Origin of the sequence: Kitasatospora sp. SolWspMP-SS2h (assembly GCF_003259315.1) — a bacterium.
In the GTDB taxonomy this organism is placed as follows: Bacteria; Actinomycetota; Actinomycetes; order Streptomycetales; family Streptomycetaceae; genus Kitasatospora; species Kitasatospora fiedleri.
Genome location: NZ_QLLT01000028.1, coordinates 18,271 through 41,731, shown reverse-complemented (window position 1 = coordinate 41,731; position 23,461 = coordinate 18,271). Strand labels below are relative to the sequence as shown.

The following is a 23,461-nucleotide window of genomic DNA, read 5'->3' as shown; positions in this document are numbered from 1 at the left end:
GGGCGGCGTGACGCTGGAGGCGGTCTGAAGATTCGCGCGCGTCCGGTCGGCCGCGGGTCCGCGTGCCGCGCCGCCGGTCGGCCGCAGGACGCCCGCCCGACAGTGGGATGTGGGTGACCCCCATGATCGATGCCAGAACCCATGCCGCCGCGCTGGCCGAGCACCGGGAGGGCCTGGCCGCCGCGCAGGTCGACCCCGCGCTGCGCCCCGCCCTGGACGAGCTGCTCGCCGAGGTGGCCGACCACCCCGCGGACGCCGCCCTGGGCAGCCTGCTGGACCACCTGCTCCAGCACGCCCAGTCGGACGGCCTGGAACTCGACCTGCTCGCCGAGGCCGCCGCGATGTGGACCGAGGGGGTGGACCTCTACACGGAGGTCGGCGCGGTGCGCGCCGACATCGAGGCCGCCCTCGCCGACCCGGCGCACCCGGACGCGGCGGCGCAGTACTGCGGGGCCACGGTGCGCCTGCGGAAGCTGGGCGAGCGGGTGCACGGCAAGCACCTGGAGATCCAGGACCTGGGCCGGCGGCTCGCGGAGATGCGGCACGTGCCGGAGCATCCGCGGCAGGGCGACCTCCCGCTGGACGCCTGGGGCTGGGGCGACGTCTTCCTGGCCCGGCGCACCGACGCCTTCGTCCGCGCGGCCTTCGCGGCGGCGCAGACCCCCGCCGCCCGGGCGACGGCCTTCGGCGTCCTGTCCGGCCACGCGGCGAACGCCGCCGGCTCGGCCTACCTGGGCAAGGTCGTCGGCGGGCCCCGGCGCAGCCACCGGTTCCGGGACCGGATCGCCCGCAACACCGTCGGCTGCTACCTGGCCCAACTGCGGCCGGAGGCCGGGGACTTCCGGCGGCTCGCGGCCACCCTCCGGTACGGCGCGGCCCCCGGGGCCGGGCTCCCGGACGAGGCGGCGGCGTTCCTGACCGAGGTGCTGGAACGGACCTACGACCCGGGCGCGACGCCGCCGCCGCCGGACCTCCGGCTCGGGTACGGGCGCCTGGTGCGGCAGTTGGAGCTGCTCGGCACGTTCCGGCAGCCGCCCCGGCCGAAGCTCCCCGCCCCGGTGTTCGTCCGGCGGCTGTGGGCCGACCCGGCGAACCCGCCGGTCCCGGTGGTGACGACCGAGACGGCCACCCCGCCCGCCGTCGCCGACTCCGGGCTCGGGCCGGCCACGTACTCGGGGCCGGCGGTGCCCCCGTACCAGCGCCCGCCGTCCGCGACGGACAGCACCCGGGACAGCGACAACCAGTGCGGCAGCTTCTGGCTGGGCGTGCTGGGGTTCATCGCCTTCGTCGGGACGCTGGGCGGCGTGTGCTGGGAGCAGTGGGGGAACGGCACCTCGTGCACCTTCTGGGACAAGCACGTGTCGGACAACTTCCGGCACGCGTTCGAGAGCAGCCTCAGCCCGGAGGAGCAGGCCGCCCTCGCCTCGCAGTACCAGCCGCTCACCCCGGAGGAGTTCGCCCGGGGGGCCGACCTGCCCCAGCTCACCCAGTTGGTGGGCCTGCTGTTCGACTTCCAGGCCCGGCTGTGGGAGGGCCTGCGGAAGGCGGGCGGCTACCTGGCCGGATGCGGGGTGGCGGCGCCGGACGGGCGGTTGCGCTACCCGCTGTACCGGCAGTTCCTCGCGGTGCCGTCGAGCGGTGACAACATCACCCCGCACCGCCCCGAGGCCGATCCGGTGGCGGTGTTCTACCGCTACCCGCCGACCCCGCTGGAGGAGCCGTCCGACGGCGGCGGCGGGCTGCCGGTCGGCACCGACCCCGGCTGGCTGCTGCGGGAGTCCACCGCCGCGGTGACCGCGCTGTGGACCGGGATCGCCGAGGGCGCGTCCGGCGAGGCCAACCCGGACCTGGACGCCGACCGGTTCCGCCGCTACGACTGCTGGGCGGCCGGCGGGTCGGTCGACGACGACCCGGTGGACGTCCGGGTCCTCGACTACGACGAGACGTGAGGAGGTCGGCCATGCCCGCGCGCAACGACGGCCGCGACCCGCAGGGGACCACCGACGACCGGCCGTACCTGTTCGTCCACAGCTACCCGCCGCCGGTCCTGCCGGCCGGGTCCTTCCCGGTCGACAACGGTGTGCGGCCGGTGCCGCCGGAGGTCTGCTGGTACCTCTGCTCCGGCATCCAGCCGCTCACCGCGTTCCAACCGGGCGAGGACCTGACCGTCCAGGTGACGGTCGGGAACTGGCAGGGCGGCAACAGCGAGTCGATCGCCTACCTGGGGCTGTGGTGGTCGCCCCCGGTCAGCGGCCCGCTCGTCCCGGACGCCGACAAGTTCCTCGGGCTGACCACCGTGGTGGTGCCGCCGCACGGCGGGCAGGTGGTCTCCGACCCGCTGACCGGGCGCATCCCCGCGGACGCCGGCCCCCACGTCTGCCTGCTGGCCCAGGTCCGGCACCCGCTCGACCCGCCGGGCACGAACGTGGCCGACCCGGTCGACGACCGGCACTGGGCGCAGCACAACCTCGTCGCCCTGCCGGTCGGCAGCCCCGGGACCCTGCCGTTCCTGGCGTCCAACCCGCTGGCGGAGGAGGCCGAGTACCTGATCAGTGTGGGTCCCGTCCCGCCGGTGCGGTGGCCGGGCTTCCGGCTGGACGGGGACCCGGAGCCGGTGGGGGCCGAGGCCGGGCTGATCGTGCTCACCGGCCCGGACGGGCGGGAACTGGCGCGCGACGAGGGCGAGTTGTCCTGCGCCCTCGTCCTGGACGGCGGGGAGCGGCGGCCGCTGGAGGTCACGGTCGAACCGGCCGGGGCGGTGGCGGCCGGGACGTTCGCGCCGTTCGAGGTCGTCCAGTACCGGATCGGCGCGGAGGTCCCGGCCGGCGGGATCGGCCTCGCGTTCACCGGCGGCTGAGCGGCCGGGCCCCGGCCCCCGGCCCCCGCTCCCCGGCCGCCGCGGCCGCCGTGGCCGCCGTGGCCGGCCGGTCCGGTCCGGGACGTCAGCCGATCCGGTCCAGGACGATCGGGGCCGGGGTGAACGCGGTGCCGGCCGGGGCGACGGTGACGGCGTCGGCCAGGGCCTCCAGGGCGTAGGGGAAGCGCTCGGGGGTGTCGGTGTGCAGGGTGAGCAGGGGCTGTCCGGCGGTGACGGGGTCGCCGGGCTTGGCGTGGAGTTCGACGCCGGCCCCGGCCTGGACCGGGTCCTCCTTGCGGGCGCGGCCGGCGCCGAGGCGCCAGGCGGCGACGCCGACGGCGTAGGCGTCGAGGGCGGTGAGGACGCCGGTGGCGGGGGCGGGGACGACGTGGGTCTCGCGGGCCACCGGGAGGGCGGCGTCGGGGTCGCCGCCCTGGGCGGTGATCATGCGGCGCCAGTGGTCCATGGCGGAGCCGTCGCGCAGGGCGTCGGCCGGGTCCTTGCCGTGGACGCCGGCGGCGGCGAGCATCTCGCGGGCCAGGGCGAGGGTGAGTTCGACGACGTCGGCGGGGCCGCCGCCGGCCAGCACCTCGACGGACTCGCGGACTTCGAGCGCGTTGCCCGCGGTGAGGCCGAGCGGGGTGGACATGTCGGTGAGCAGGGCGACGGTGGCGACGCCGGCCGAGCGGCCGAGGCCGACCATGGTGCGGGCGAGCTCGCGGGCGTCGTCGAGGTTCTTCATGAACGCGCCGGAGCCGACCTTGACGTCCAGGACGAGGGCGCCGGTGCCTTCGGCGATCTTCTTGGACATGATCGAGGAGGCGATCAGCGGGATCGCCTCGACGGTGCCGGTGACGTCGCGCAGGGCGTAGAGCTTCTTGTCGGCGGGGGCCAGCCCGTCGCCGGCGGCGCAGATCACGGCGCCGCAGCCGCGCAGCACGTCGAGCATCTCCTCGTTGGAGAGCAGGGCCCGCCAGCCGGGGACGGACTCCAGCTTGTCGAGGGTGCCGCCGGTGTGGCCGAGGCCGCGGCCGGAGAGCTGCGGGACGGCGGCGCCGCAGGCGGCGACCAGCGGGGCGAGCGGGAGGGTGATCTTGTCGCCGACGCCTCCGGTGGAGTGCTTGTCGGCGGTGGGGACGCCGAGCGAGGAGAAGTCCATCCGCTCGCCGGAGCGGATCATCGCGTCGGTCCAGCGGCTGATCTCGCGGGCCGTCATGCCGTTCAGCAGGATGGCCATGGCCAGGGCGGACATCTGCTCGTCGGCGACCTCGCCGCGGGTGTAGGCGTCGATGACCCAGTCGATCTGGGGGTCGGTCAGCTCGCCCCGGTCGCGCTTGGCCCGGATGACGGAGATGGCGTCCATGCAGGTGCTCCAGAAGATCCAGAAGAGGTGAAATGCGTAGAGTGCCGCGGGATGTCCTCCCGCGACACTCTACGCGCGTAACAAGGCGGGCGGCTACAGCCGCTCCGGTCCGAACGCGTCCGGCAGCACCTCGCTCATCGGGCGGATGCCGGAGGGCAGTTCGACCAGCAGTCCGGGCCCGCCGTGCTCGTACAGCAGCTGGCGGCAGCGCCCGCACGGCATCAGCAGCTCGCCGCCGCCGTCCACGCAGGTGAAGGCCACCAGCCGGCCGCCGCCGGAGGCGTGCAGCGCGGAGACCAGCCCGCACTCGGCGCACAGGCCGAGTCCGTACGAGGCGTTCTCCACGTTGCAGCCGACCACCGTGCGGCCGTCCTCGACCAGGGCCGCGGCCCCGACCGGGTACTTGCTGTAGGGCGCGTACGCGTGCCGCATCGCCGCCCGGGCGGCCTCGCGCAGCGCCGCCCAGTCGACCTCCGGCGCCGCCGTCACTTGGCCTGGCCCTTGCGGTAGACCAGACCGTCCGCCTTGGGCATCCGCAGCCGCTGCGAGGCCAGCGCGAGCACCACCAGGGTGATCACGTACGGGGTGGCCACGATCAGCGGGCGCTGCACCTCGTCGGTGCAGGCGTACCAGGCGGCGACGCCGCCCGCGACGACGATGCTGACCGCACCGGCGACGAGCTTGCGGCGGTAGAACTGCCAGAGCGCGAGCAGCGCCATCGCGACGGCGACCACCAGCAGCAGCACGTGCACCGAGTCGGCGTCGCGCAGCTGGAGGCTGTCGGTGAAGCCGAACAGGCCCGCGCCGGCGGCCAGGCCGCCCGGCATCCAGTTGCCGAAGATCATCGCGGCCAGGCCGATGAAGCCGCGGCCCTGGGTCTGCCCGTCCCGGTAGAAGTGCGCGGCGACCAGCGAGAGGTACGCGCCGCCGAGGCCCGCGAAGGCGCCGGAGGCGGTCACCGCGAGGTACTTGTACTTGTAGACGTTGACGCCCAGCGACTCGGCGGCGGACGGGTTCTCGCCGCAGGAGCGCAGCCGCAGGCCGAACACGGTGCGCCAGAGCAGGAAGTAGCTGGCGACCAGGAACACGGCGGCGATCAGGGTGACCACCGACAGCTCGGTGACCAGGCCGCGGACGATGCCGGCCACGTCGGAGACCAGGAACCAGTGGTGCTTCTCGACGCCCTCCAGCCAGCCGGACAGGCCGGGGAAGGTGAAGGTGGGCAGCGAGTCGGAGGGCGGCGACTGGTTGGCGCCGGCGCCGTCGGCCACGTAGTCCTTGTAGTAGATCCGGTTGACGTAGGCGCAGATGCCGGGGATCAGCAGGTTGATGCCGACGCCGGAGACGATGTGGTCGACGCCGAAGGTGACGGTGACCAGCGCGTGCAGCAGGCCGCCGAGCGCGCCGCCCGCCATGCCGGCCAGCAGGCCGACCCACGGGTTGACCAGGAAGCCGCCCCAGGCGCCGCAGAAGGTGCCGGCCACCATCATGCCTTCGAGGCCGATGTTGACCACGCCCGCGCGCTCCGACCAGAGGCCGCCGAGGCCGGCCATCGCGATCGGCACGGCCGAGGCCAGTGCGGCGCTGATCTGGCCGGAGGAGGTCAGGCCGTGGTTGCCGGTGGCCGCGCCGACCGCGGCGAACAGCACCAGGGCGAGCGCGATCAGCAGCAGCACCACCGGCCAGGTGAGCTTGGTCCGCTTCGCGGACGCGACCGGCGTCTTGGGCTTGCCGGCGACTGCGGTGCTCATGCCGCGACCTCCTTCTGGGCGGCCGCGGCAGCCTGCGCGGCGAGCTCGGCGCCGACCTTCTGCTGCTGGCGCTTGAGGCCGTAGCGGCGCACCAGCTCGTAGGCCACGACGACACAGATGACGATGGTGCCCTGGATCACCGGGATGATCTCGGACGGGTAGTCGCCCCGGGTGGGCAGCTGGGCGCCGGAGGCGTCCAGGAAGGCGAACAGCAGCGCCGAGAACGCGATGCCGATCGGGGTGTTGCGGCCGAGCAGCGCCACCGAGATGCCGATGAAGCCGAGGCCGGTCTGCACGTTCTGCCCGAAGTACGGGGTGTTCTGCATGAGTTCGGGCAGGCCGACCAGGCCGGCCAGCGCGCCGGAGACCACGATCGAGGTGATCACCATGCGCTTGACGTTGACGCCGGAGGCGTTCGCGGCGGTCTCCGAGCGGCCGGTGGCGCGCAGGTCGAAGCCGAACCGGGTGCGGTTCAGGGTGAACTGGAAGACCACGCCGACCAGCACCGCGATCACGATGAAGCCCCACAGGGTGCCGCCCTGGGTCTCGATCGAGAAGAAGTGGCTGGACTCGGAGATCTTGCCGGTCTGGATCGAGTTGGTGGTGCCGCTGGTCTTCGGCGCGAAGATGCCGGGCACCAGCAGCACGCCGATCACGGCGGTGGCGATGGCGTTCAGCATGATGGTCGAGATGACCTCGCTGACGCCCCGGTAGACCTTCAGCAGGCCGGCGATCGACGCCCACAGGCCGCCGACGCACATCGCGACGAGCAGCAGCAGCGGGATCTGCAGGAAGGCCGGCAGGTCGACCTGGCTGCCGACGAACGCGGCGAACATCATGGCCAGCTTGTACTGGCCCTCGATGCCGATGTTGAACAGGTTCATCCGGAACCCGAACGCGGCGGCGGCCGCGGCCAGGTAGTACACGGTGGCCTTGTTCAGGACGGCGACCTGCCCGTCGGAGGCGGTGCCGTAGTTCCACATGATGGAGAAGGCGTCGAACGGGTCGCGGCCGGAGACCGCCAGCAGGGCGCCGGCGATGATCAGCGACAGCAGCACCGCCAGGACGGGGGCGGCCAGGGCGAGCCCGATCCGCTCCAGGTCGACGCGCTCGCGCAGCGACCGCTTGGCCGCGGGCGCGGCCGGGGGGTTGGGACTGGTCATGTGGCTACTCCCCCGCCTGCTCGTCGTCGGCGGTGTCGGTGGGCGGGGTGGCGGTCGGGGCGTCGGACGCGTGCGCGGGGGCGGTGCCCCCGGCGGCGGCGGCCCGCGCCTCGGCGGCGGCCCCCGGGGCGGACTCGATGTGGCCGCTGGCGGCGCCGGTCATCGCGCTGCCCAGGTCCTCGGCGGTGACGGTGGCCGGGTCGGCGTCGGCGACCAGGCGGCCGCGGTAGATCACCCGGATGGTGTCGGACAGGCCGATCAGCTCGTCCAGGTCGGCGGAGATCAGCAGCACCGCCAGGCCGTCGCGCTGGGCAGTGCGGATCTGCTCCCAGATCTGGGCCTGCGCGCCGACGTCCACGCCGCGGGTCGGGTGGGCGGCGATCAGCAGCTTCGGGGAGTGGCTCATCTCCCGGCCGATGATCAGCTTCTGCTGGTTGCCGCCGGACAGCGAGGCCGCGGTGACCTCGATGCCGGGGGTGCGGACGTCGTACTCCTCGACGATCCGCCGGGTGTCGGCCCGGGCGCCGGCCGGGTCGAGCAGCACGCCCTTGGAGTTGGGCCGCTCGGTGACGTGGCCGAGGATGCGGTTCTCCCACAGCGGGGCTTCCAGCAGCAGGCCGTGCCGGTGCCGGTCCTCGGGGATGTAGCCGATGCCGGCCTCGCGGCGGACCCGGGTCAGGGTGCCGGTCAGGTCGGCGCCGTCCAGCGTGACGGTGCCGGCGTCCAGCGGCAGCATGCCCATGACGGCCTCGACCAGTTCGGCCTGGCCGTTGCCCTCGACGCCGGCGATGCCGAGGATCTCGCCCTTGCGGATGCGCAGCGACACGTCGTCCAGGACGACGCGCTCGACGCCCTCGGCGTCCGGCTTGGCGATCCGCAGGCCCTCGACCCGGAGCATCTCGGTGTCGGTGACGGTGGACTCGCGGCTCTCCGGGGAGGGCAGTTCGGCGCCGACCATCAGCTCGGCGAGCTGGCGGGCGGTCACCTCGCGCGGGTCGGCGTCGCCGACGGTGGTGCCGCGGCGGATCACGCTGATCGCGTCGGCCACCGAGAGCACCTCGTGCAGCTTGTGCGAGATGAAGATGACGGTGACGCCCTCGGCCTTGAGCTCGCGCAGGTTGTCGAAGAGCGCGTCGACCTCCTGCGGCACGAGCACCGCGGTCGGCTCGTCCAGGATCAGGATCCGGGCGCCGCGGTAGAGCACCTTGAGGATCTCCACCCGCTGCCGGTCGGCCACGCCCAGGTCCTCGACCAGCGCGTCCGGCCGGACGCCCAGGCCGTACTGGTCGGACAGCTCGCGGATGCGGGCCTTGGCCCTGGCGCCGATGCCGTACAGGCTCTCGCCGCCCAGGACGATGTTCTCCCAGACGGTGAAGTTGTCGGCCAGCATGAAGTGCTGGTGGACCATCCCGATGCCGCGCGCGATGGCGTCCGCGGGGGTGGCGAACTCCACCTGCTCGCCGTCGATGGCGATGGTGCCCTCGTCCGGCTTCTGCATCCCGTAGAGGATCTTCATCAGGGTGGACTTGCCCGCGCCGTTCTCGCCCATCAGCGCGTGGACGGTGCCCCGCCGGACGGTGATGTCGATGTCGTGGTTGGCCACCACACCGGGGAAGCGCTTGGTGATGCCGCGCAGTTCGACGGCAGGTGTCGCCGTCCCCGCGCGGGGGGTGCCGTCCGTCGGGACGGAGTCGGAGGGGGTGATGGCGATCTCCTGCTGGTCGTCGGGCGCTTCGTCGCGCTGAGGGCTCAGTGGGGAAACCCGGGGGGAGCCGTGCCGCGGGGCCGGGGGCGGTGCGGCGGTGTGCCGTGGGTGGAACCGGCAGGGGCCCGGGCGGGCGCGCCTGGGCGCGCCCGCCCGGGCCCCTGCCGTGCGATCGGGTCGGACCGGCGGTGGGCCGGACCGGCCTTACGGGGCGGTCGGGACCGTGGTCTGGCCGCTGGTGATCTGCTGGGTGGCGGCGTCGATCTTGGCCTTGATGTCGTCGATGTAGCCACCGGTGGTGGCCAGCGACACGCCGCCCGCCTTCAGGTCGAAGTTCTGCACGCCGCCCTGGGTGCTGCCGTCCTTCGCCGACTTGATGTAGGTGAAGACGGCCTTGTCCACGTTCTTCACCATCGAGGTGAGGATGTGCTCCTTGTACTTGTCCAGGGCGGGCTGCTTGGCCTGGTCGGAGTCGACGCCGATGGCCCACTTGCCGGCGGCGGAGACGGCCTCGATCGCGCCGGTGCCGGAGGAGCCGGCGGCCGAGTAGACGACGTCCGCGCCCTTGTCGAGCTGGCCCTGGGCGGCCTGCTTGCCCTTGCCCGGGTCGGCGAAGCCGGTGAAGTCCGGCGGGGTGGACAGGTAGGTCACCTCGACCTGGACGTTCGGGTCGACGGACTTGGCGCCCGCGGTGTAGCCGGCCTCGAACTTCTTGATCAGCTCGGACTGCACGCCGCCGATGAAGCCGACGTGCTTGGCCTTCGACTTGTTGGCGGCGGCCACGCCCGCCAGGAAGGAGCCCTGCTCCTCGGAGAAGGTCAGCGAGGTGACGTTCTTCGGCTGGTCGGCCGAGGAGGAGTCGATGATCGCGAACTTCACGTTCGGGTTCTCGGCGGCGACCTTGTTCACCGCGTCCTGGTAGACGAAGCCCACCGCGATGATCGGGTTGAAGCCGCCGGTGACCAGGGACTTCAGGCGCTGCTCCTTGTCGCCCTCCGACTCGCCCGACTTGGCCTCGGCCTCGGTGATGGTGGCGCCCAGGTCGGTCTTGGCCTGGTCCAGGCCGCGCGCGGCGGAGTCGTTGAAGGACTGGTCGCCGCGGCCGCCGATGTCGTAGGCCATGCCGACCTTGAAGCTGGAGCTGCCCGCACCGGCCGAGGAGGAGGTGGAGGTGTTGTCGGTGCTCTTTGCGCCGCAGGCGGCGAGCGAGGCGATGCCCAGGGAACCCGAGAGCACTGCCGCGGCGAGCTTGAGTGAACGGCGCAAGGGAGTTTCTCCTTCTCACACACCCGGTTGGCGTGGTCGTGCGCCACCGTAACGCGCGTAGAACACGGTTGTGTTACGGCCTGGGGGGGCGTCCGGGTTGTTATCAAAATGTGGTCGTACGCCCAGGCAAATCCGGACATAGCCGCACACATGGCCAACCCGGCGTTCCTTACCGGCTGGTATCGGTCCACCACGCTACGCCCCCCGCCCGGGGGCCGAGAAGGCGCCTCGCCGCTACGCCCCCGCCCGGGGGCCGGGAGGGCGCCGCGCCGAAACCGCGGGGAGCCCGGGGCGGCGGCCCCGGGCTCCCCGCGCTCGCGCCCGGTCAGGTCCGGGCGTGCTCCAGCGCCAGCGCGGCGAACAGCTCGACGCCGATCCCGATCGCCCGCTCGTCCGCGTCGAAGTCGCCCTGGTGGAGGTCCCGGGCGCCCTTCTCGTGCGGGCCGCGGACGCCGAGCCGGGCCAGCGCGCCCGGGGCGTGCTCCAGGTACCAGGAGAAGTCCTCGCCGCCCAGGCTCTGCTCGGTGGGCTCGACCACCGGGCCGCGCCCCTCGGCGAACCGGGCGTTCATCGCCGCCTCCAGCTGGTCGATCGAGGCGGCCTCGTTGACCACCGGCGGCACGCCCCGGTGGTAGTCGAGGGACCACTTGGCGCGGTGGGTCTCGGCCAGGTGCGCGACCAGCTCCTCCAGCACCTCCGGCGCCTCCCGCCAGCCGGCCAGCTCCAGGCAGCGGACGGTGCCCTCCAGCTCGGCGTGCTGCGGGATCACGTTCGGCGCGGAGCCGGCCCCGATCCGCCCCCACACCAGCGAGACGCCCCAGCGCGGGTCCATCCGGCGGGAGAGCCCGGCGGGCAGCTCGGCGGCCAGCTTAGCCACCGCGGTGACCAGGTCGGTGGTCAGGTGCGGGCGGGCGGTGTGCCCGCCCGGGCCGTCCAGCGAGATCCGCACCTTGTCGCAGGCCGAGGTGATCGCCCCGGCCTTCAGCCCGATCCGGCCGACCGCCACCTTGGGGTCGCAGTGCACGGCGAAGATCCGGCCGACCCCCTCCATCCCGCCGGCCGCGATCACGTCCAGCGCGCCGCCGGGCATCATCTCCTCGGCGGGCTGGAAGATCAGCCGCACCGGGCGGGCCAGCTCCCCCGCGGCCAGCGCCTGGGCCAGCACCAGGCCGGTGCCGAGCACCACCGCGGTGTGCACGTCGTGGCCGCAGGCGTGCGCCCGGCCGGGAAGCGTGGAGCGGTAGGGCACGTCCTGCTTGGCGTCGTCGATCGGCAGCGCGTCGATGTCGGCGCGGAACGCGAGCAGCGGGGTGCCCGGCGCGGTGCCCGGCGGGACGAGGTCCACCAGCAGCCCGGTGCCGCCGGGCAGCACCCGGGGCTCCAGTCCGGCGGCGACCAGCCGCTCGCGCAGCAGCCGGGTGGTGCGGAACTCCTGGCGGCCGAGCTCGGGGTGCCGGTGGAGGTCACGGCGCAGCTCGATCAACTCGGCCCGGTACGACGCCACCCGGGCGCGCAGGTCGGCGGGCGGACGGGCGGCGGTGACGGTGGCGGCGGCTGCCGGCTGGGGAGCGTTCACCTTGTCAAGGGTAGGCCGGTCGTGCGGTTTTGGCCCGGGTTCCGGAGAACTGATCACCGGATGGGTGCATGGCGGCCGCCGGGATGGGTAGGACACTTCGTTTCAGTCCGCCCTTCGTTCCGTTCCCCCCGGCCCTGTGCAACGAACCGCACCGGCCGTCGGACACGGCGGCTGCTCCGTGCGGGCCCCGGAGCGCGGCGGCCAAACGTTTCCCCCGGATCGGGTCATGCCGGGGTAAAGCTTTCGGACCTGCTCTTGAGTGGCGTACATCAGTCCGCATAGACAGCTTTCGCACAGTCAACTTCCGGTGCCGCGGTGGGGGGTCTTCCGCTCGCGGCGCGCCCCGTCACGCCCTCACGAGGGGCAGTTGACGCTCCATCGAACCGAGAAGGGGGGACCCGACGTGCCCATCGCGCGCAACAAGCTCGCCCGGAGCATCGCTCCGGCCGCCGTCGCCGCCGCACTGATCCTCACCACCCTCGGCGCGGCCGTTCCGGCCTCCGCCGCCACCCCGGCCGGCGACAGCGCCCAGGCCCTGCCCGGCACCCACCCCGCGTGGGCCACCCCGCAGGCCGACGCCGGCGCCGCCGACGCGGCCGCCCCGGCCACCGCCCGGATCTACCTGGCCGGCCGCGACGCCGACGGCCTGGCCGCGCTCGCCAGGGCGGTCTCCGACCCGGACTCCGCGGCCTACGGCCGGTACCTGTCCTCCGACCAGGTGCAGGCGAAGTTCGGCGCCACCCCGCAGCAGGTCAAGGCCGTCACCGACTGGGTGACCGGCGCGGGCCTGACCGTCTCCGCAAGCACGAACCACTACGTGCAGGTGGCCGGCTCCACCGCCGCGATGGCCAAGGCCTTCGGCACCGGTTTCCACAACTACCGCACCGCGGACGGCACCCACCGCGCGCCCGCCTCGGACGCCAAGGTCCCCGCCGCGGTGGCCGGCTCGGTGCTGGCCGTCTCCGGCCTGGCCGACGCGATCCACAGGAACAGCTCGAACGCCACCTCGGTGCGCGGGGCCGAGCAGCGCGCGAACGCCGCCTCCCGGCTCGCCGCCCCCGACAAGAAGGCCCCGGCCACCCTGCCGGACGTGCCGACCTGCTCCGAGGACGGCTACGGCTCCAAGACCGCCAAGGGCGCCCCGGACGGCTACGAGAAGAACGAGCCCTTCGCCCCCTGCTCGTACGTCCCGTCCCAGCTGCGCAAGGCGTACGGCGTCAGCGACGCCAAGGTCACCGGCAAGGGCGCCCGGGTCGCGATCATCGACGCCTACGGCCTGTCCACCATGGAGCAGGACGCGGACCACTTCTCCTCCCTGCACGGCGACCAGCCGTTCAAGCCGGGCCAGTACACCGAGTACGTCACCCCGGACCAGTGGACCCACGAGGACGAGTGCGGCGGCCCGGCCGGCTGGGCCGGCGAGGAGGCGCTCGACGTCGAGATGGTGCACGGCCTGGCGCCCGACGCGCAGGTCGTCTACGTCGGCGGCAACTCCTGCTACGACGAGGACCTGTACGACGCGATGGCCAAGGTCGTCGACGGGCACCTGGCCGACGTGGTCTCCAACTCCTGGGGCGAGATCATGCACGGCACCACCGGCGACATCGACCCGGCCGTGGTCGCCGCCGACAACCAGATATTCCAGCTCGGCGCGGTGACCGGCATCGGCTTCACCTTCTCGTCCGGCGACTGCGGCGACAGCTCCCCGGGCGCGGCCGCCACCGGCGCCAACTGCCAGACCGAGACCGACCAGGCCCAGGCCGACTGGCCGTCCGCCTCCCCGTGGGTCACCTCGGTCGGCGGCACCGCGCTCCAGCTCGACAACAAGGGCGGCAAGTACGGCGACGAGGTCTCGATGGGCGACCTGCGCTCGGTGCTCTCCGCCGACCAGAAGTCCTGGAGCCCGTTCCCCGGCACCTTCTACTTCGGCGGCGGCGGCGGTGTCTCCAAGGACTTCGCCCAGCCGTGGTACCAGCAGGGCGTCGTCCCGGACAAGGTCTCCAAGACCGCGGCCGACGGCACCGCCTCCAAGACGCCGCTGCGCGCCACCCCCGACATCGCGATGAGCGGTGACCTGGTGGCCGCCACCCTGGTCGGCTTCACCGACGGCGGCGCCTACAGCGAGGGCGGCTACGGCGGCACCTCGGTCTCCGCCCCGGAGACCGCCGCGATGTTCGCCGACGCGATCCAGGCCCGCGGCGGCCGGGCCCTCGGCTTCGCCAACCCGGCCCTCTACGACCGGGCCGGCAGCAAGGCGTTCAACGACGTCAACGACGGCGCCGTCCACACCAAGCGCGGCAACGTCGTCGACCTCGGCGTGGTGAGCGGCTCGCTCCGGGTGCGCCTCTACAAGATCGGCGCGGACTACGGCCTGTCGGCCTCGAAGGGCTACGACACCGCCACCGGCCTGGGCTCCCCGGGCAAGGACTTCTTCAAGTCCTTCACCCTCAGGAAGTAACCGCCGGCCACGCGGCGGAGGGGCGCCGGGAGACTTCTCCCGGCGCCCCTCCGCGTTCCCGCGCCCCGTCGGGGGCGCCGCTCAGAAGCGGTCGACCGGCACGTACGTCCCCCACACCCCGCGCAGCGCGTCGCAGACCTCGCCCACGGTGGCCCGGGCCGCCAGCGCCTCCTTCATCGGGTACAGCACGTTGTCGGCGCCCTCCGCCGCCTTGCGCAGCTGCGACAGCGACCGGTCCACCGCCGAGGAGTCCCGGTCGGCGCGCAGGCGCGCGAGCCGCTCGGCCTGCTGCGCCTCGATCGCCGGGTCGACCCGCAGCGGCTCGTAGGGCTCCTCCTCGGCGAGCTGGAAGCGGTTGACGCCGACCACGGTCCGCTCGCCGGAGTCCTGCTCCTGCTGGATGCGGTAGGCGGTGCGCTCGATCTCGCCCTTCTGGTAGCCCTGTTCGATCGCCGCGACGGCGCCGCCCATGTCCTCCACCTTGGCCATCAGCTCCAGGGCGGCGGCCTCCAGCTCGTCCGTCATCGCCTCGACCACGTAGGAGCCGGCGAACGGGTCGACGGTGGCGGTGACGTCGGTCTCGAAGGCGAGCACCTGCTGGGTGCGCAGCGCGAGCCGGGCGGACTTCTCGGTCGGCAGGGCGATCGCCTCGTCGAAGGAGTTGGTGTGCAGCGACTGCGTGCCGCCCAGGACGGCGGCCAGCGCCTGCACCGAGACGCGCACCAGGTTGACCTCGGGCTGCTGCGCGGTGAGCTGGACGCCGGCGGTCTGGGTGTGGAAGCGCAGCATCTGCGACTTGGGGTTCTTCGCGCCGAACTCCTCCTTCATGACGCGGGCCCAGATCCGGCGCGCGGCGCGGAACTTGGCGACCTCCTCCAGCAGCGTGGTGCGGGAGACGAAGAAGAAGGAGAGCCGGGGCGCGAAGTCGTCGACGTCCATCCCGGCGGCGACCGCGGTGCGGACGTACTCGATGCCGTTGGCGAGCGTGAAGGCGATCTCCTGCGCGGGGTTCGCCCCGGCCTCGGCCATGTGGTAGCCGGAGATGGAGATGGTGTTCCACTTGGGGATCTCGGCCCGGCAGTACTGGAACACGTCCGCGATCAGCCGCAGGCTGGGCTTGGGCGGGAAGATGTACGTGCCGCGGGCGATGTACTCCTTGAGCACGTCGTTCTGGATGGTGCCGGTCAGCCTGCCCGAGGGCACGCCCTGGGCCTCGCCGACCAGCTGGTAGAGCAGCAGCAGCAGCGAGCCGGGCGCGTTGATGGTCATCGAGGTGGAGACCTCGCCGAGCGGGATGCCGCCGAACAGCACGCTCATGTCCTCGACGCTGTCGACCGCCACGCCGACCTTGCCGACCTCGCCGGAGGAGATCGCCGCGTCCGAGTCGTAGCCCATCTGGGTCGGCAGGTCGAAGGCCACCGACAGGCCCATGGTGCCGTTGGCGATCAGCTGCTTGTAGCGGGCGTTGGACTCGGCGGCGGTGCCGAAGCCCGCGTACTGGCGCATCGTCCACGGCTTGCCGGTGTACATGGTCGGGTACACGCCGCGGGTGAACGGGTACCGGCCGGGGGTGCCGAGCCGGCTCGCGGCGTCGAACCCGGCCAGGGTCTCGGGGCCGTACACCGGCTCGATCGGCAGTCCCGACTCGGTGCGGCGTGGCTCGGCTGCCATGGGGGTTCCTCCGCGGGGGGTGGTGAGGGTTAGCGCTGATTAACGGGTCAGCTGGATACGCAATGTAGCCGTGCCCCGTCGGCAGCAGACAGATGCCACGGCTGGGAGCTTGCTCACAACATCCGCGGCCCGTCCCTTGGGATGATCGGTCCACCGACCGGACGGACGAGGAGTGGACGACATGAGCGAGCAGAAGGTGGCCGTGGTCACCGGCGCCAGCAGCGGCATCGGGGCGGCGACCGCCCGCCGCCTGGCCGCGGACGGCTTCGAGGTGGTGCTGACCGCCCGGCGCACCGAGCGGATCGAGGCGCTGGCGAAGGAGGTCGGCGGACGCGCCCGCACCCTGGACGTCACCGACCGGGCGGCGGTGGACGCCTTCGCCGCCGAGGTCGGCCGGGTCGACGTCCTGGTGAACAACGCGGGCGGCGCGCTGGGCGCGGACAGCGTCGAGGCGGGCGACCCGGCGGACTGGCGCGCCATGTACGAGGTCAACGTGCTCGGCGTGCTGCACCTGACCCAGGCCCTGCTGCCCGCGCTGCGCGCCACCGGCGAGGGCACCGTGCTGATCGTGTCCTCGACCGCGGCGCTGGCCGCGTACGAGGGCGGCGGCGGGTACGTGGCCGCCAAGCACGCCGTCCACTCGCTGGCCCAGACCCTGCGCCTCGAACTGGTGGCCGAGCCGATCCGGGTGATCGAGATCGCGCCCGGCATGGTGAAGTCCGAGGGCTTCGCGCTGACCCGCTTCCGCGGCGACCGGGACAAGGCCGACGCGGTCTACGCGGGCGTCGCCGAACCGCTGACCTCGGAGGACATCGCCGACACCGTCTCCTGGGCGGTCACCCGGCCCGCCCACGTCAACATCGACCTGCTGGTGGTGCGGCCCCGCGCCCAGGCCGCCAACCACAAGGTGCACCGGGCCGGTTGATCCGTCCCGCGGGAACGAAAAGGGCGGCGGGTCACAACTTGATAGCTCGATCGAGTGAAATCGGCCCGCCGCCTCCCCAACTGATGAGCCCTCAACTACCGTGGAGGCGCTGCCCCGCCGAGCTGTGCCAGCCTCGAGCGGCGGCATCGCCACACCCCTGCTCTCCCCGTTCCACCACCCGTCTCTGGAGCATTCCGCCTTCCCGCCCTCACGAGGAGGACCCGCTGGCCAGCGACATCCCGCCGCAGCGTCTCGACGTGCGGACGGAGCCGTCCCTGCTGGGGCTCCACCGGTTCAACGAAGCCGACTCCGGCGCCGTGGAGGAAGCACTGCTCGCCTGCTGCGGCAGCCACCGCTGGGCCCTCCGCCTCACCGCCCACCGCCCCTACCCCGACATCGAGTCCCTGCTGGCCGCGGCCAGCGAGGCCAGCTACGACCTGCGCCCGGCCGACCTGGCGGAGGCCCTCGCCGACGAGAGCTGGATGCCCCAGCCCCTGCTCGGCATGCGCGCCCCCGGCAGCCAGGCCGCCCGCACCGCGCTGCGCGCCGCCCACGCCGCCTACGAGGCCCGCTTCGGGTACGTCTTCGTGGTCTGCCTGGACGGCGTCGTCCCCGAGGAGATGCTGGACGCCGTCCTCACCTCCGTCCGCACCCGCCTGGCCAACGACCCCGACGAGGAACGCCTGGTCTCCGCCGAGGAGTTGCGCCGCATCGCGCTCAACCGCCTGGAGCACCTGGTCGCGGTGAAGAGCTGAACCGGGCGCCGGGAACGGCGCCGGACCGACCGATCCGCCCGCAGGGCCCCGCCGGGGCCCTGCCCCGTCTCCCGGCCGCCCTCACCTCCCGGTGATCTTCGCCAGCTGCGCCCGCACCACCGCCGGTTCCGGGGCCGGGCGGCCGGTCGCGTCCAGGGTGGTGAAGACGGCGAGGACGTCCCCGGCCCGGGCGACCAGGGCGCGCTGGGCGATGACGGCCCCGCCGGTTTCATTCGTGAGGGTGAAGGCGCTGGCGGCGTCGGCTCCTTCGGGGGTGGGCGTGTCGAGCCGGGTGAGCAGGTGGCGGCCGGCGGTCGAGGTGAACGCCCGGCAGCGGTCGAGGACCCGGTCGAGCCCGGAGCGGACGGCGGCGGCCCGGCCGGGCCGGAAGGCCGGCACCGCCGTGTAGAGCGAGGCGGCGGCGTCGCCCGCGCGGACGATGTCCAGGTCGGCCTCGGCCAGCGGCCCGGCCCCGCCCTTGGAGGGGGTCAGCGCGTCGAGGACGGGCTGGCAGGCCGGGACGTCGGCGGTCTGCGGGGGGCTGGAGACGTCGTTCCGGCCGGGCTGCATGAGGGTGACGTGCCAGCCGGGGCCGAGGTCGGCGTCGGTGACGGCGAGGGCGCGCACCGCGGCGGCGTCGTACTCGGGCCGCCCGGCGGACGGCGCGGCCGGCGGCCGGGCGAAGGGCCCCGCGGCGGCGGCGACGTCGGCGGCGGGGCCGGACGGCGCGGCGGCGCAGCCGGCCGCGGCGGGGGCGAGCGCGGCGAGCGAGGCGAGGGCGGCGAGCACGGGCAGGGGTCGCACGGCGGGTCTCTCTGCTGGGCGGCGGGAGGAGGCGTACCGTAGCGCAGCCGCTCCGTGACGCAGGGTCACGGTTCCCGGCGCGATTAGGCCGTGCGTGCCTGATTGATCACACCAGGGGCCCCCGGCGGCGGTTGCCGACGGCGCGTCGATAGGATGCTCGCGGCCGGTGGACCGTATCCGGCCGGGCTGACCGACACCGAAGCCGGCCGAGCCCCCGAACCGCTTCCGGAGGGTTTTCCGTGCCGGCTGGAACGCTGTACCGCGGCCGGGAAGGCATGTGGAGCTGGGTGGCTCACCGAGTCACCGGCGTCCTGATCTTCTTCTTCCTGTTCGCACATGTCCTTGACACCGCTCTGGTGCGGGTGTCGCCCGAGGCGTACGACTCGGTGATCGCCACCTACAAGTTCTGGCTGGTGAACCTGATGGAGTACGGCCTGGTGGCCGCCATCCTGTTCCACGCCCTGAACGGCCTGCGGGTCGTCGCGGTGGACTTCTGGGCCAAGGGCCCGAGGTACCAGAAGCAGATGCTCTGGACCGTCGTGGGCGTGTGGGTCGTCCTGATGGCCGGCTCCTTCTACCCCGTCCTCGAGCACACCCTTCGCACCTGGTTCGGGGGCTGATCCGCGTGTCCACTGAGACCAACGACCTGGTGGTGCCCTCCGTGCACGCCCACACCGGCAAGGGCCTGGGCACCGGCAACCCGGCCGACGCCTTCGTGGTGGAGCCGGCCCGGGCGCGCAGCAAGCGGACCCCGCGCCGCACCCGCACCAACTTCGAGATGCTCGCCTGGCTGTTCATGCGCCTGTCGGGCGTCGTGCTGGTGGTGCTGGTCCTCGGCCACCTGCTGATCAACCTGATGCTGGACGGCGGCGTCTCGAAGGTCAGCTTCGCCTTCGTGGCGGGCAAGTGGGCCTCGCCGTTCTGGCAGTTCTGGGACCTGCTGATGCTGTGGCTGGCCATGCTGCACGGCTCGAACGGCATGCGCACCGTCATCAACGACTACGCGGAGAAGGACGCCACTCGTCTGTGGCTGAAGGGTCTCCTGGGCGTCGCGACCGTGTTCACGGTCGTCCTCGGCACCCTGGTGATCTTCACCTTCGACCCGAACATCTGACGAGCCACCAGAGGCGACTGACCCCCATGCAGATTCACCAGTACGACACCGTCATCGTCGGCGCCGGCGGCGCCGGCATGCGCGCGGCCATCGAGTCGACGCAGCGCAGCCGCACCGCCGTCCTGACCAAGCTCTACCCGACCCGGTCGCACACCGGCGCGGCGCAGGGCGGCATGTGTGCCGCGCTCGCCAACGTCGAGGAGGACAACTGGGAGTGGCACACCTTCGACACGGTCAAGGGCGGTGACTACCTGGTCGACCAGGACGCCGCCGAGATCATGTGCAAGGAGGCCATCGACGCGGTCCTCGACCTGGAGAAGATGGGCCTGCCCTTCTCCCGCACCGACCAGGGCCGGATCGACCAGCGCCGCTTCGGCGGCCACTCCCGCAACCACGGCGAGGCCCCGGTCCGCCGGTCCTGCTACGCCGCGGACCGCACCGGCCACATGATCCTGCAGACGCTGTTCCAGAACTGCGTCAAGCAGGGCGTCGAGTTCTTCAACGAGTTCTACGTCCTCGACCTGCTGATCAACGAGGGCCGGACCGCCGGCGTGGTGGCCTACGAGCTGGCCACCGGCGAGATCCACGTCTTCCAGGCCAAGGCCGTGGTGTTCGCCTCGGGCGGCACCGGCAAGATGTTCAAGGTCACCTCGAACGCGCACACCCTGACCGGTGACGGCCAGGCCGTGGCGTACCGCCGGGGCCTGCCGCTGGAGGACATGGAGTTCTTCCAGTTCCACCCGACCGGCATCTGGCGGATGGGCATCCTGCTCACCGAGGGCGCCCGCGGCGAGGGCGGCATCCTGCGCAACAAGGACGGCGAGCGCTTCATGGAGCGCTACGCCCCCGTCATGAAGGACCTCGCGTCCCGTGACGTGTGCTCCCGCGCGATCTACTCGGAGATCCGGGCCGGCCGCGGCTGCGGCCCCGACGGCGACCACGTCTACCTGGACCTGACGCACCTGCCGCCGGAGCAGCTGGACGCCAAGCTGCCGGACATCACCGAGTTCGCGCGCACCTACCTCGGCATCGAGCCCTACACGGACCCGATCCCGATCCAGCCCACCGCGCACTACGCGATGGGCGGCATCCCGACCAACGTCGAGGGCGAGGTGCTGCGCAACAACACCGACGTCGTCCCGGGCCTGTACGCCGCGGGCGAGGTCGCGTGCGTGTCGGTGCACGGCGCCAACCGCCTGGGCACCAACTCGCTGCTGGACATCAACGTGTTCGGCCGCCGGGCGGGCATCGCCGCCGCCGAGTACGCCGAGAAGCACGACTACGTCGAGCTGCCGGAGAACCCGGGCGCGCTGGTCGAGGCGCTGGTGGAGGGCCTGCGGGAGTCCACCGGCACCGAGTCGGTCGCGAAGATCCGCCTGGAGCTGCAGGAGTCGATGGACGCCAACGCGTCCGTCTACCGCACCGGCAAGACCCTGCAGCAGGCGGTCGAGGACGTGGCGGCGCTCAAGGAGCGCTTCAAGAACGTCTCGATCGCGGACAAGGGCTCGCGCTACAACACCGACCTGCTGGAGGCCGTCGAGCTGGGCAACCTGCTCGACCTGGCCGAGGTGCTGGTCGTGTCCGCGCTGGCCCGCGAGGAGTCCCGCGGCGGTCACTACCGCGAGGACTTCCCGACCCGCGACGACGTGAAGTTCATGCAGCACACCATGGCGTACCGCGAGGTGGCCGAGGACGGTTCCACCTCCATCCGCCTCGACTACAAGCCGGTCGTGCAGACCCGCTACCAGCCGATGGAGCGTAAGTACTGATGTCCACTCCGACCGTCGAGACGCACTCGACCGCGCTGGACGCGGCCGAGTCGGGCAGCGTGCAGCTGGTCAACGTCACCTTCCGGATCCGCCGGTTCAACCCGGAGGAGCACCCGGACCCGGTGTGGGTGGACTACCAGCTCCTGATGGACCCGAAGGAGCGCGTCCTGGACGCGCTCAACAAGATCAAGTGGGAGCAGGACGGCACGCTCACGTACCGCCGCTCCTGCGCGCACGGCATCTGCGGCTCGGACGCCATGCGGATCAACGGCCGCAACCGGCTGGCGTGCAAGACCCTGATCAAGGACGTCAACCCGGAGAAGCCGATCACGATCGAGGCCATCAAGGGCCTCGCGGTCCTCAAGGACCTGATCGTGGACATGGACCCGTTCTTCCAGGCGTACAAGGACGTCATGCCGTTCCTGATCACCAACGGGAACGAGCCGACCCGCGAGCGCCTGCAGTCGCAGGCCGACCGCGAGCGCTTCGACGACACCACCAAGTGCATCCTGTGCGCCGCGTGCACCTCCTCGTGCCCGGTGTTCTGGAACGACGGCCAGTACTTCGGCCCGGCGGCGATCGTCAACGCGCACCGCTTCATCTTCGACTCGCGCGACGAGGGTGCCGAGCAGCGGCTGGAGATCCTCAACGACCGTGAGGGCGTGTGGCGCTGCCGCACCACCTTCAACTGCTCGGAGGCCTGCCCGCGCGGCATCGAGGTCACCAAGGCGATCCAGGAGGTGAAGCGCGCGCTCGTCACGCGCCGCTTCTAGTCCGCCCGTCCGAGGGGCCCGTCCGGAGTGCGCTCCGGGCGGGCCCCTCGGCGTCCGGCGGGGGCCCCTCGGCGTCCGGCTCCGGCGCTTCCGGCGGGCCGTCAGTCGGTGCGGCGGGTGCGGACGGTGGCCAGGGTGAGCAGCAGCGGGCCGAGGAACAGCGCGGCGCCCATCGTCCGGTAGTCCTGGTCGGCGGCGGCGGCGGTGAGCGCCAGCTGGGTGCCCAGGACGGCCGCGCCCGCCACCGGGACCAGGGCGCCGGTCCGGTGCCGCCAGGCGTGCAGCGCGGCGGCGGCCAGGCCCAGGTAGGCCCAGAGCGCGCCGCGCCACAGCAGCCAGTCCAGCTGCGGGGCGCGCAGCAGGGTGCGGCTCCAGGTCGCGGCGGCGTGCAGCGGGTGCCACAGGCCGCGCGCGCCGGCCGCCGGGCCGGGCACCCCGGTGGCGGCGTGCGGGCCGCCGTCGCCCGCCCGGACGGCCCAGGCGATCCGGGCCCGGCAGAGCCGGGCGTCCAGCACCCGGTCCGGGTGGTCGCGCAGCAACTGCCGCCAGGCGGAGGCGAGTTCGTCTTCGGCGCGGCGGGCGGTGGCGGTGTTCCAGCGGTCGGTGAGGGCCGCGGTGGCGGAGCAGTCGGCACCCGCGGCGTCCCAGTCGGCGGGCGGGGCGACGGCGGTCAGGACGGGGCCGAGCGGGGCGGCGGCGCGGTGCTGGGCCAGCGCCAGGTCGGCGGCCCGCAGCGGGCGCAGGTCGCCGCTCGGGGACGCGGGGTGGCCGAGCAGCGCCAGCGCGATCGGCACGGCCAGCGCGGCCGCGGTCAGCAGCGCGATCCGGGCCCGGACCCGGGGCAGGCAGAGCAGCAGCACCGCGGCGGCGGCCAACGCGGTGCCGGCGCCCCGGGTGCCGGTCAGGGCGAGCGCGCAGACGGCCGTGAACAGGACGGCCAGATCCAGCCGTTGGGCCGGGCCGCCCCGCTCCGGGGCGCCCTCGGCCCGCCGGGCGAGCAGCCGCAGCCCGGCCCCGGTGAGCAGCAGCGCGGCGAGGGTGGTGACCGCGGCCGGGGCGGCCGAGACCACCAGCGCGGCGGTCGGCGGCAGGGCGGCCAGCGCCACCGCGACCGGCCCGCTGTACCGTCCCCGCACCCCGAACCGGGCCAGCGCGGCCACCAGGTACCCCAGGGCGAAGGCCGCCGCCGCGGTCTGCGCCAGCGCCGCCGGGCCGGTGTGCACGGCCCGCACCGCCGCCGCGTACAGCGGCGCGCCGGGCTCGGGGGCGTCGCCGGTGAACGCCGGGTACACCGCCGCCAACCACAGCAGCAGCACCGCCCAGCACGCCGCGGCCACCGCGAACGGCAGCCGCAGCCGCGACTTCGCCCGCCGGTGCCGCCGTTCCCGCTCCTGCCGCCGCGCCCACTCCGGGCGGGTCTCACCGCGGGTGGAACCGATGCTCACGCCGAGCCTCCCCGAAGTTCGTGCCGGGCAGGCTAGCAGCGGGATTCGGCCACTTGAAGGGGGCGG

The 23,461-nt window shown here is 73.3% G+C and carries 19 protein-coding genes; 9 read left to right on the top strand and 10 right to left on the bottom strand.

Annotated elements, in window-relative coordinates; genetic code table 11:
- Window positions 1-122: 122 nt before the first annotated feature.
- Both K353_RS28050 and K353_RS28045 read left to right on the top strand, forming a co-directional pair.
- Window positions 123-1,949: a hypothetical protein gene (locus K353_RS28050; RefSeq protein ID WP_146616585.1), complete on the top strand. Its 1,827-nt coding sequence runs from the start codon at window positions 123-125 to the stop codon at window positions 1,947-1,949.
- An 11-nt stretch (window positions 1,950-1,960) separates the two neighbouring features.
- Complete coding sequence (locus tag K353_RS28045) at window positions 1,961-2,857, top strand: hypothetical protein (RefSeq protein ID WP_111556303.1); 897 nt, start codon at window positions 1,961-1,963, stop codon at window positions 2,855-2,857.
- An 85-nt stretch (window positions 2,858-2,942) separates the two neighbouring features.
- Here K353_RS28045 and K353_RS28040 read toward each other — a convergent pair whose 3' ends face one another.
- The 7 genes from K353_RS28040 to K353_RS28010 all read right to left on the bottom strand — a co-directional run bounded on the left by K353_RS28040 (window position 2,943) and on the right by K353_RS28010 (window position 11,681).
- Window positions 2,943-4,220: a thymidine phosphorylase gene (locus tag K353_RS28040; RefSeq protein WP_111556302.1), complete on the bottom strand. Its 1,278-nt coding sequence runs from the start codon at window positions 4,218-4,220 to the stop codon at window positions 2,943-2,945.
- Between the two features lie 93 nt (window positions 4,221-4,313).
- Complete coding sequence (locus K353_RS28035; protein WP_111556301.1) at window positions 4,314-4,709, bottom strand: cytidine deaminase; 396 nt, start codon at window positions 4,707-4,709, stop codon at window positions 4,314-4,316.
- The gene (locus K353_RS28030; protein WP_111556300.1) at window positions 4,706-5,971 is read right to left on the bottom strand and encodes an ABC transporter permease; all 1,266 of its coding nucleotides are present in this window, start codon (window positions 5,969-5,971) and stop codon (window positions 4,706-4,708) included. The genes K353_RS28035 and K353_RS28030 overlap by 4 nt, the downstream gene beginning before the upstream one ends.
- Entirely contained in the window at window positions 5,968-7,134 is a 1,167-nt protein-coding gene (locus K353_RS28025) for an ABC transporter permease (protein ID WP_111556299.1), read from the bottom strand. Before K353_RS28025 ends, K353_RS28030 begins: the two co-directional genes overlap by 4 nt.
- Before the next feature lie 4 nt (window positions 7,135-7,138).
- Window positions 7,139-8,740: an ABC transporter ATP-binding protein gene (locus tag K353_RS28020; RefSeq protein WP_199528269.1), complete on the bottom strand. Its 1,602-nt coding sequence runs from the start codon at window positions 8,738-8,740 to the stop codon at window positions 7,139-7,141.
- Window positions 8,741-9,043: 303 nt separating this feature from the next.
- A complete protein-coding gene (locus K353_RS28015; protein ID WP_111556297.1) occupies window positions 9,044-10,105 on the bottom strand; it encodes a BMP family protein in 1,062 nt (353 codons plus the stop codon).
- A gap of 325 nt (window positions 10,106-10,430) precedes the next feature.
- Window positions 10,431-11,681 (bottom strand): amidohydrolase, encoded by a 1,251-nt coding sequence (locus K353_RS28010; RefSeq protein ID WP_370447672.1) that lies wholly within the window; start codon window positions 11,679-11,681, stop codon window positions 10,431-10,433.
- Window positions 11,682-12,084: 403 nt separating this feature from the next.
- On the opposite strand from K353_RS28010, the gene K353_RS28005 reads away from it, so the two are divergent.
- Window positions 12,085-14,139, top strand: coding sequence for a protease pro-enzyme activation domain-containing protein (locus K353_RS28005; protein WP_233533872.1), 2,055 nt, complete (start codon window positions 12,085-12,087; stop codon window positions 14,137-14,139).
- 81 nt (window positions 14,140-14,220) lie between these two features.
- Here the strand turns inward: K353_RS28005 and K353_RS28000 are convergent, their stop codons facing one another.
- On the bottom strand, window positions 14,221-15,810 hold the full coding sequence (locus K353_RS28000) for a methylmalonyl-CoA mutase (protein WP_111556296.1): 1,590 nt from the start codon (window positions 15,808-15,810) through the stop codon (window positions 14,221-14,223).
- 181 nt (window positions 15,811-15,991) lie between these two features.
- Between K353_RS28000 and K353_RS27995 the strand changes: the two genes are divergently transcribed.
- Together K353_RS27995 and K353_RS27990 are read left to right on the top strand one after the other, a co-directional pair.
- Window positions 15,992-16,735, top strand: coding sequence for an SDR family oxidoreductase (locus tag K353_RS27995; protein ID WP_111556295.1), 744 nt, complete (start codon window positions 15,992-15,994; stop codon window positions 16,733-16,735).
- Between the two features lie 257 nt (window positions 16,736-16,992).
- Complete coding sequence (locus tag K353_RS27990) at window positions 16,993-17,490, top strand: 2-oxo-4-hydroxy-4-carboxy-5-ureidoimidazoline decarboxylase (RefSeq protein WP_111556294.1); 498 nt, start codon at window positions 16,993-16,995, stop codon at window positions 17,488-17,490.
- 81 nt (window positions 17,491-17,571) lie between these two features.
- Here K353_RS27990 and K353_RS27985 read toward each other — a convergent pair whose 3' ends face one another.
- Entirely contained in the window at window positions 17,572-18,294 is a 723-nt protein-coding gene (locus tag K353_RS27985) for a hypothetical protein (protein WP_111556293.1), read from the bottom strand.
- A 239-nt stretch (window positions 18,295-18,533) separates the two neighbouring features.
- Between K353_RS27985 and sdhC the strand changes: the two genes are divergently transcribed.
- The 4 genes from sdhC to K353_RS27965 are packed head-to-tail and all read left to right on the top strand — an operon-like array spanning window position 18,534 to window position 21,950.
- The gene (gene sdhC, locus K353_RS27980; RefSeq protein WP_111556292.1) at window positions 18,534-18,914 is read left to right on the top strand and encodes a succinate dehydrogenase, cytochrome b556 subunit; all 381 of its coding nucleotides are present in this window, start codon (window positions 18,534-18,536) and stop codon (window positions 18,912-18,914) included.
- A gap of 5 nt (window positions 18,915-18,919) precedes the next feature.
- A complete protein-coding gene (sdhD, locus tag K353_RS27975; protein ID WP_370447671.1) occupies window positions 18,920-19,408 on the top strand; it encodes a succinate dehydrogenase, hydrophobic membrane anchor protein in 489 nt (162 codons plus the stop codon).
- Window positions 19,409-19,434: 26 nt separating this feature from the next.
- Window positions 19,435-21,177, top strand: coding sequence for a succinate dehydrogenase flavoprotein subunit (gene sdhA / locus K353_RS27970; protein ID WP_111556291.1), 1,743 nt, complete (start codon window positions 19,435-19,437; stop codon window positions 21,175-21,177).
- The gene (locus tag K353_RS27965) at window positions 21,177-21,950 is read left to right on the top strand and encodes a succinate dehydrogenase iron-sulfur subunit (protein WP_111556290.1); all 774 of its coding nucleotides are present in this window, start codon (window positions 21,177-21,179) and stop codon (window positions 21,948-21,950) included. Before sdhA ends, K353_RS27965 begins: the two co-directional genes overlap by 1 nt.
- A 101-nt stretch (window positions 21,951-22,051) precedes the next feature.
- Here the strand turns inward: K353_RS27965 and K353_RS27960 are convergent, their stop codons facing one another.
- A complete protein-coding gene (locus K353_RS27960) occupies window positions 22,052-23,395 on the bottom strand; it encodes a hypothetical protein (protein WP_111556289.1) in 1,344 nt (447 codons plus the stop codon).
- Window positions 23,396-23,461: the final 66 nt, after the last annotated feature.

Excerpts from the sequence above, each read along its gene's own strand:
- K353_RS28050 (WP_146616585.1), top strand. The coding sequence starts at position 123 with ATGATCGATGCCAGAACCCATGCCGCCGCGCTGGCCGAGCACCGGGAG.
- K353_RS28030 (WP_111556300.1), bottom strand. The coding sequence starts at position 5,971 with ATGAGCACCGCAGTCGCCGGCAAGCCCAAGACGCCGGTCGCGTCCGCG.
- K353_RS28000 (WP_111556296.1), bottom strand. The coding sequence starts at position 15,810 with ATGGCAGCCGAGCCACGCCGCACCGAGTCGGGACTGCCGATCGAGCCG.
- K353_RS27965 (WP_111556290.1), top strand. The coding sequence starts at position 21,177 with ATGTCCACTCCGACCGTCGAGACGCACTCGACCGCGCTGGACGCGGCC.
- sdhA (WP_111556291.1), top strand. The coding sequence starts at position 19,435 with ATGCAGATTCACCAGTACGACACCGTCATCGTCGGCGCCGGCGGCGCC.
- K353_RS28045 (WP_111556303.1), top strand. The coding sequence starts at position 1,961 with ATGCCCGCGCGCAACGACGGCCGCGACCCGCAGGGGACCACCGACGAC.
- K353_RS28025 (WP_111556299.1), bottom strand. The coding sequence starts at position 7,134 with ATGACCAGTCCCAACCCCCCGGCCGCGCCCGCGGCCAAGCGGTCGCTG.
- K353_RS28040 (WP_111556302.1), bottom strand. The coding sequence starts at position 4,220 with ATGGACGCCATCTCCGTCATCCGGGCCAAGCGCGACCGGGGCGAGCTG.
- K353_RS27995 (WP_111556295.1), top strand. The coding sequence starts at position 15,992 with ATGAGCGAGCAGAAGGTGGCCGTGGTCACCGGCGCCAGCAGCGGCATC.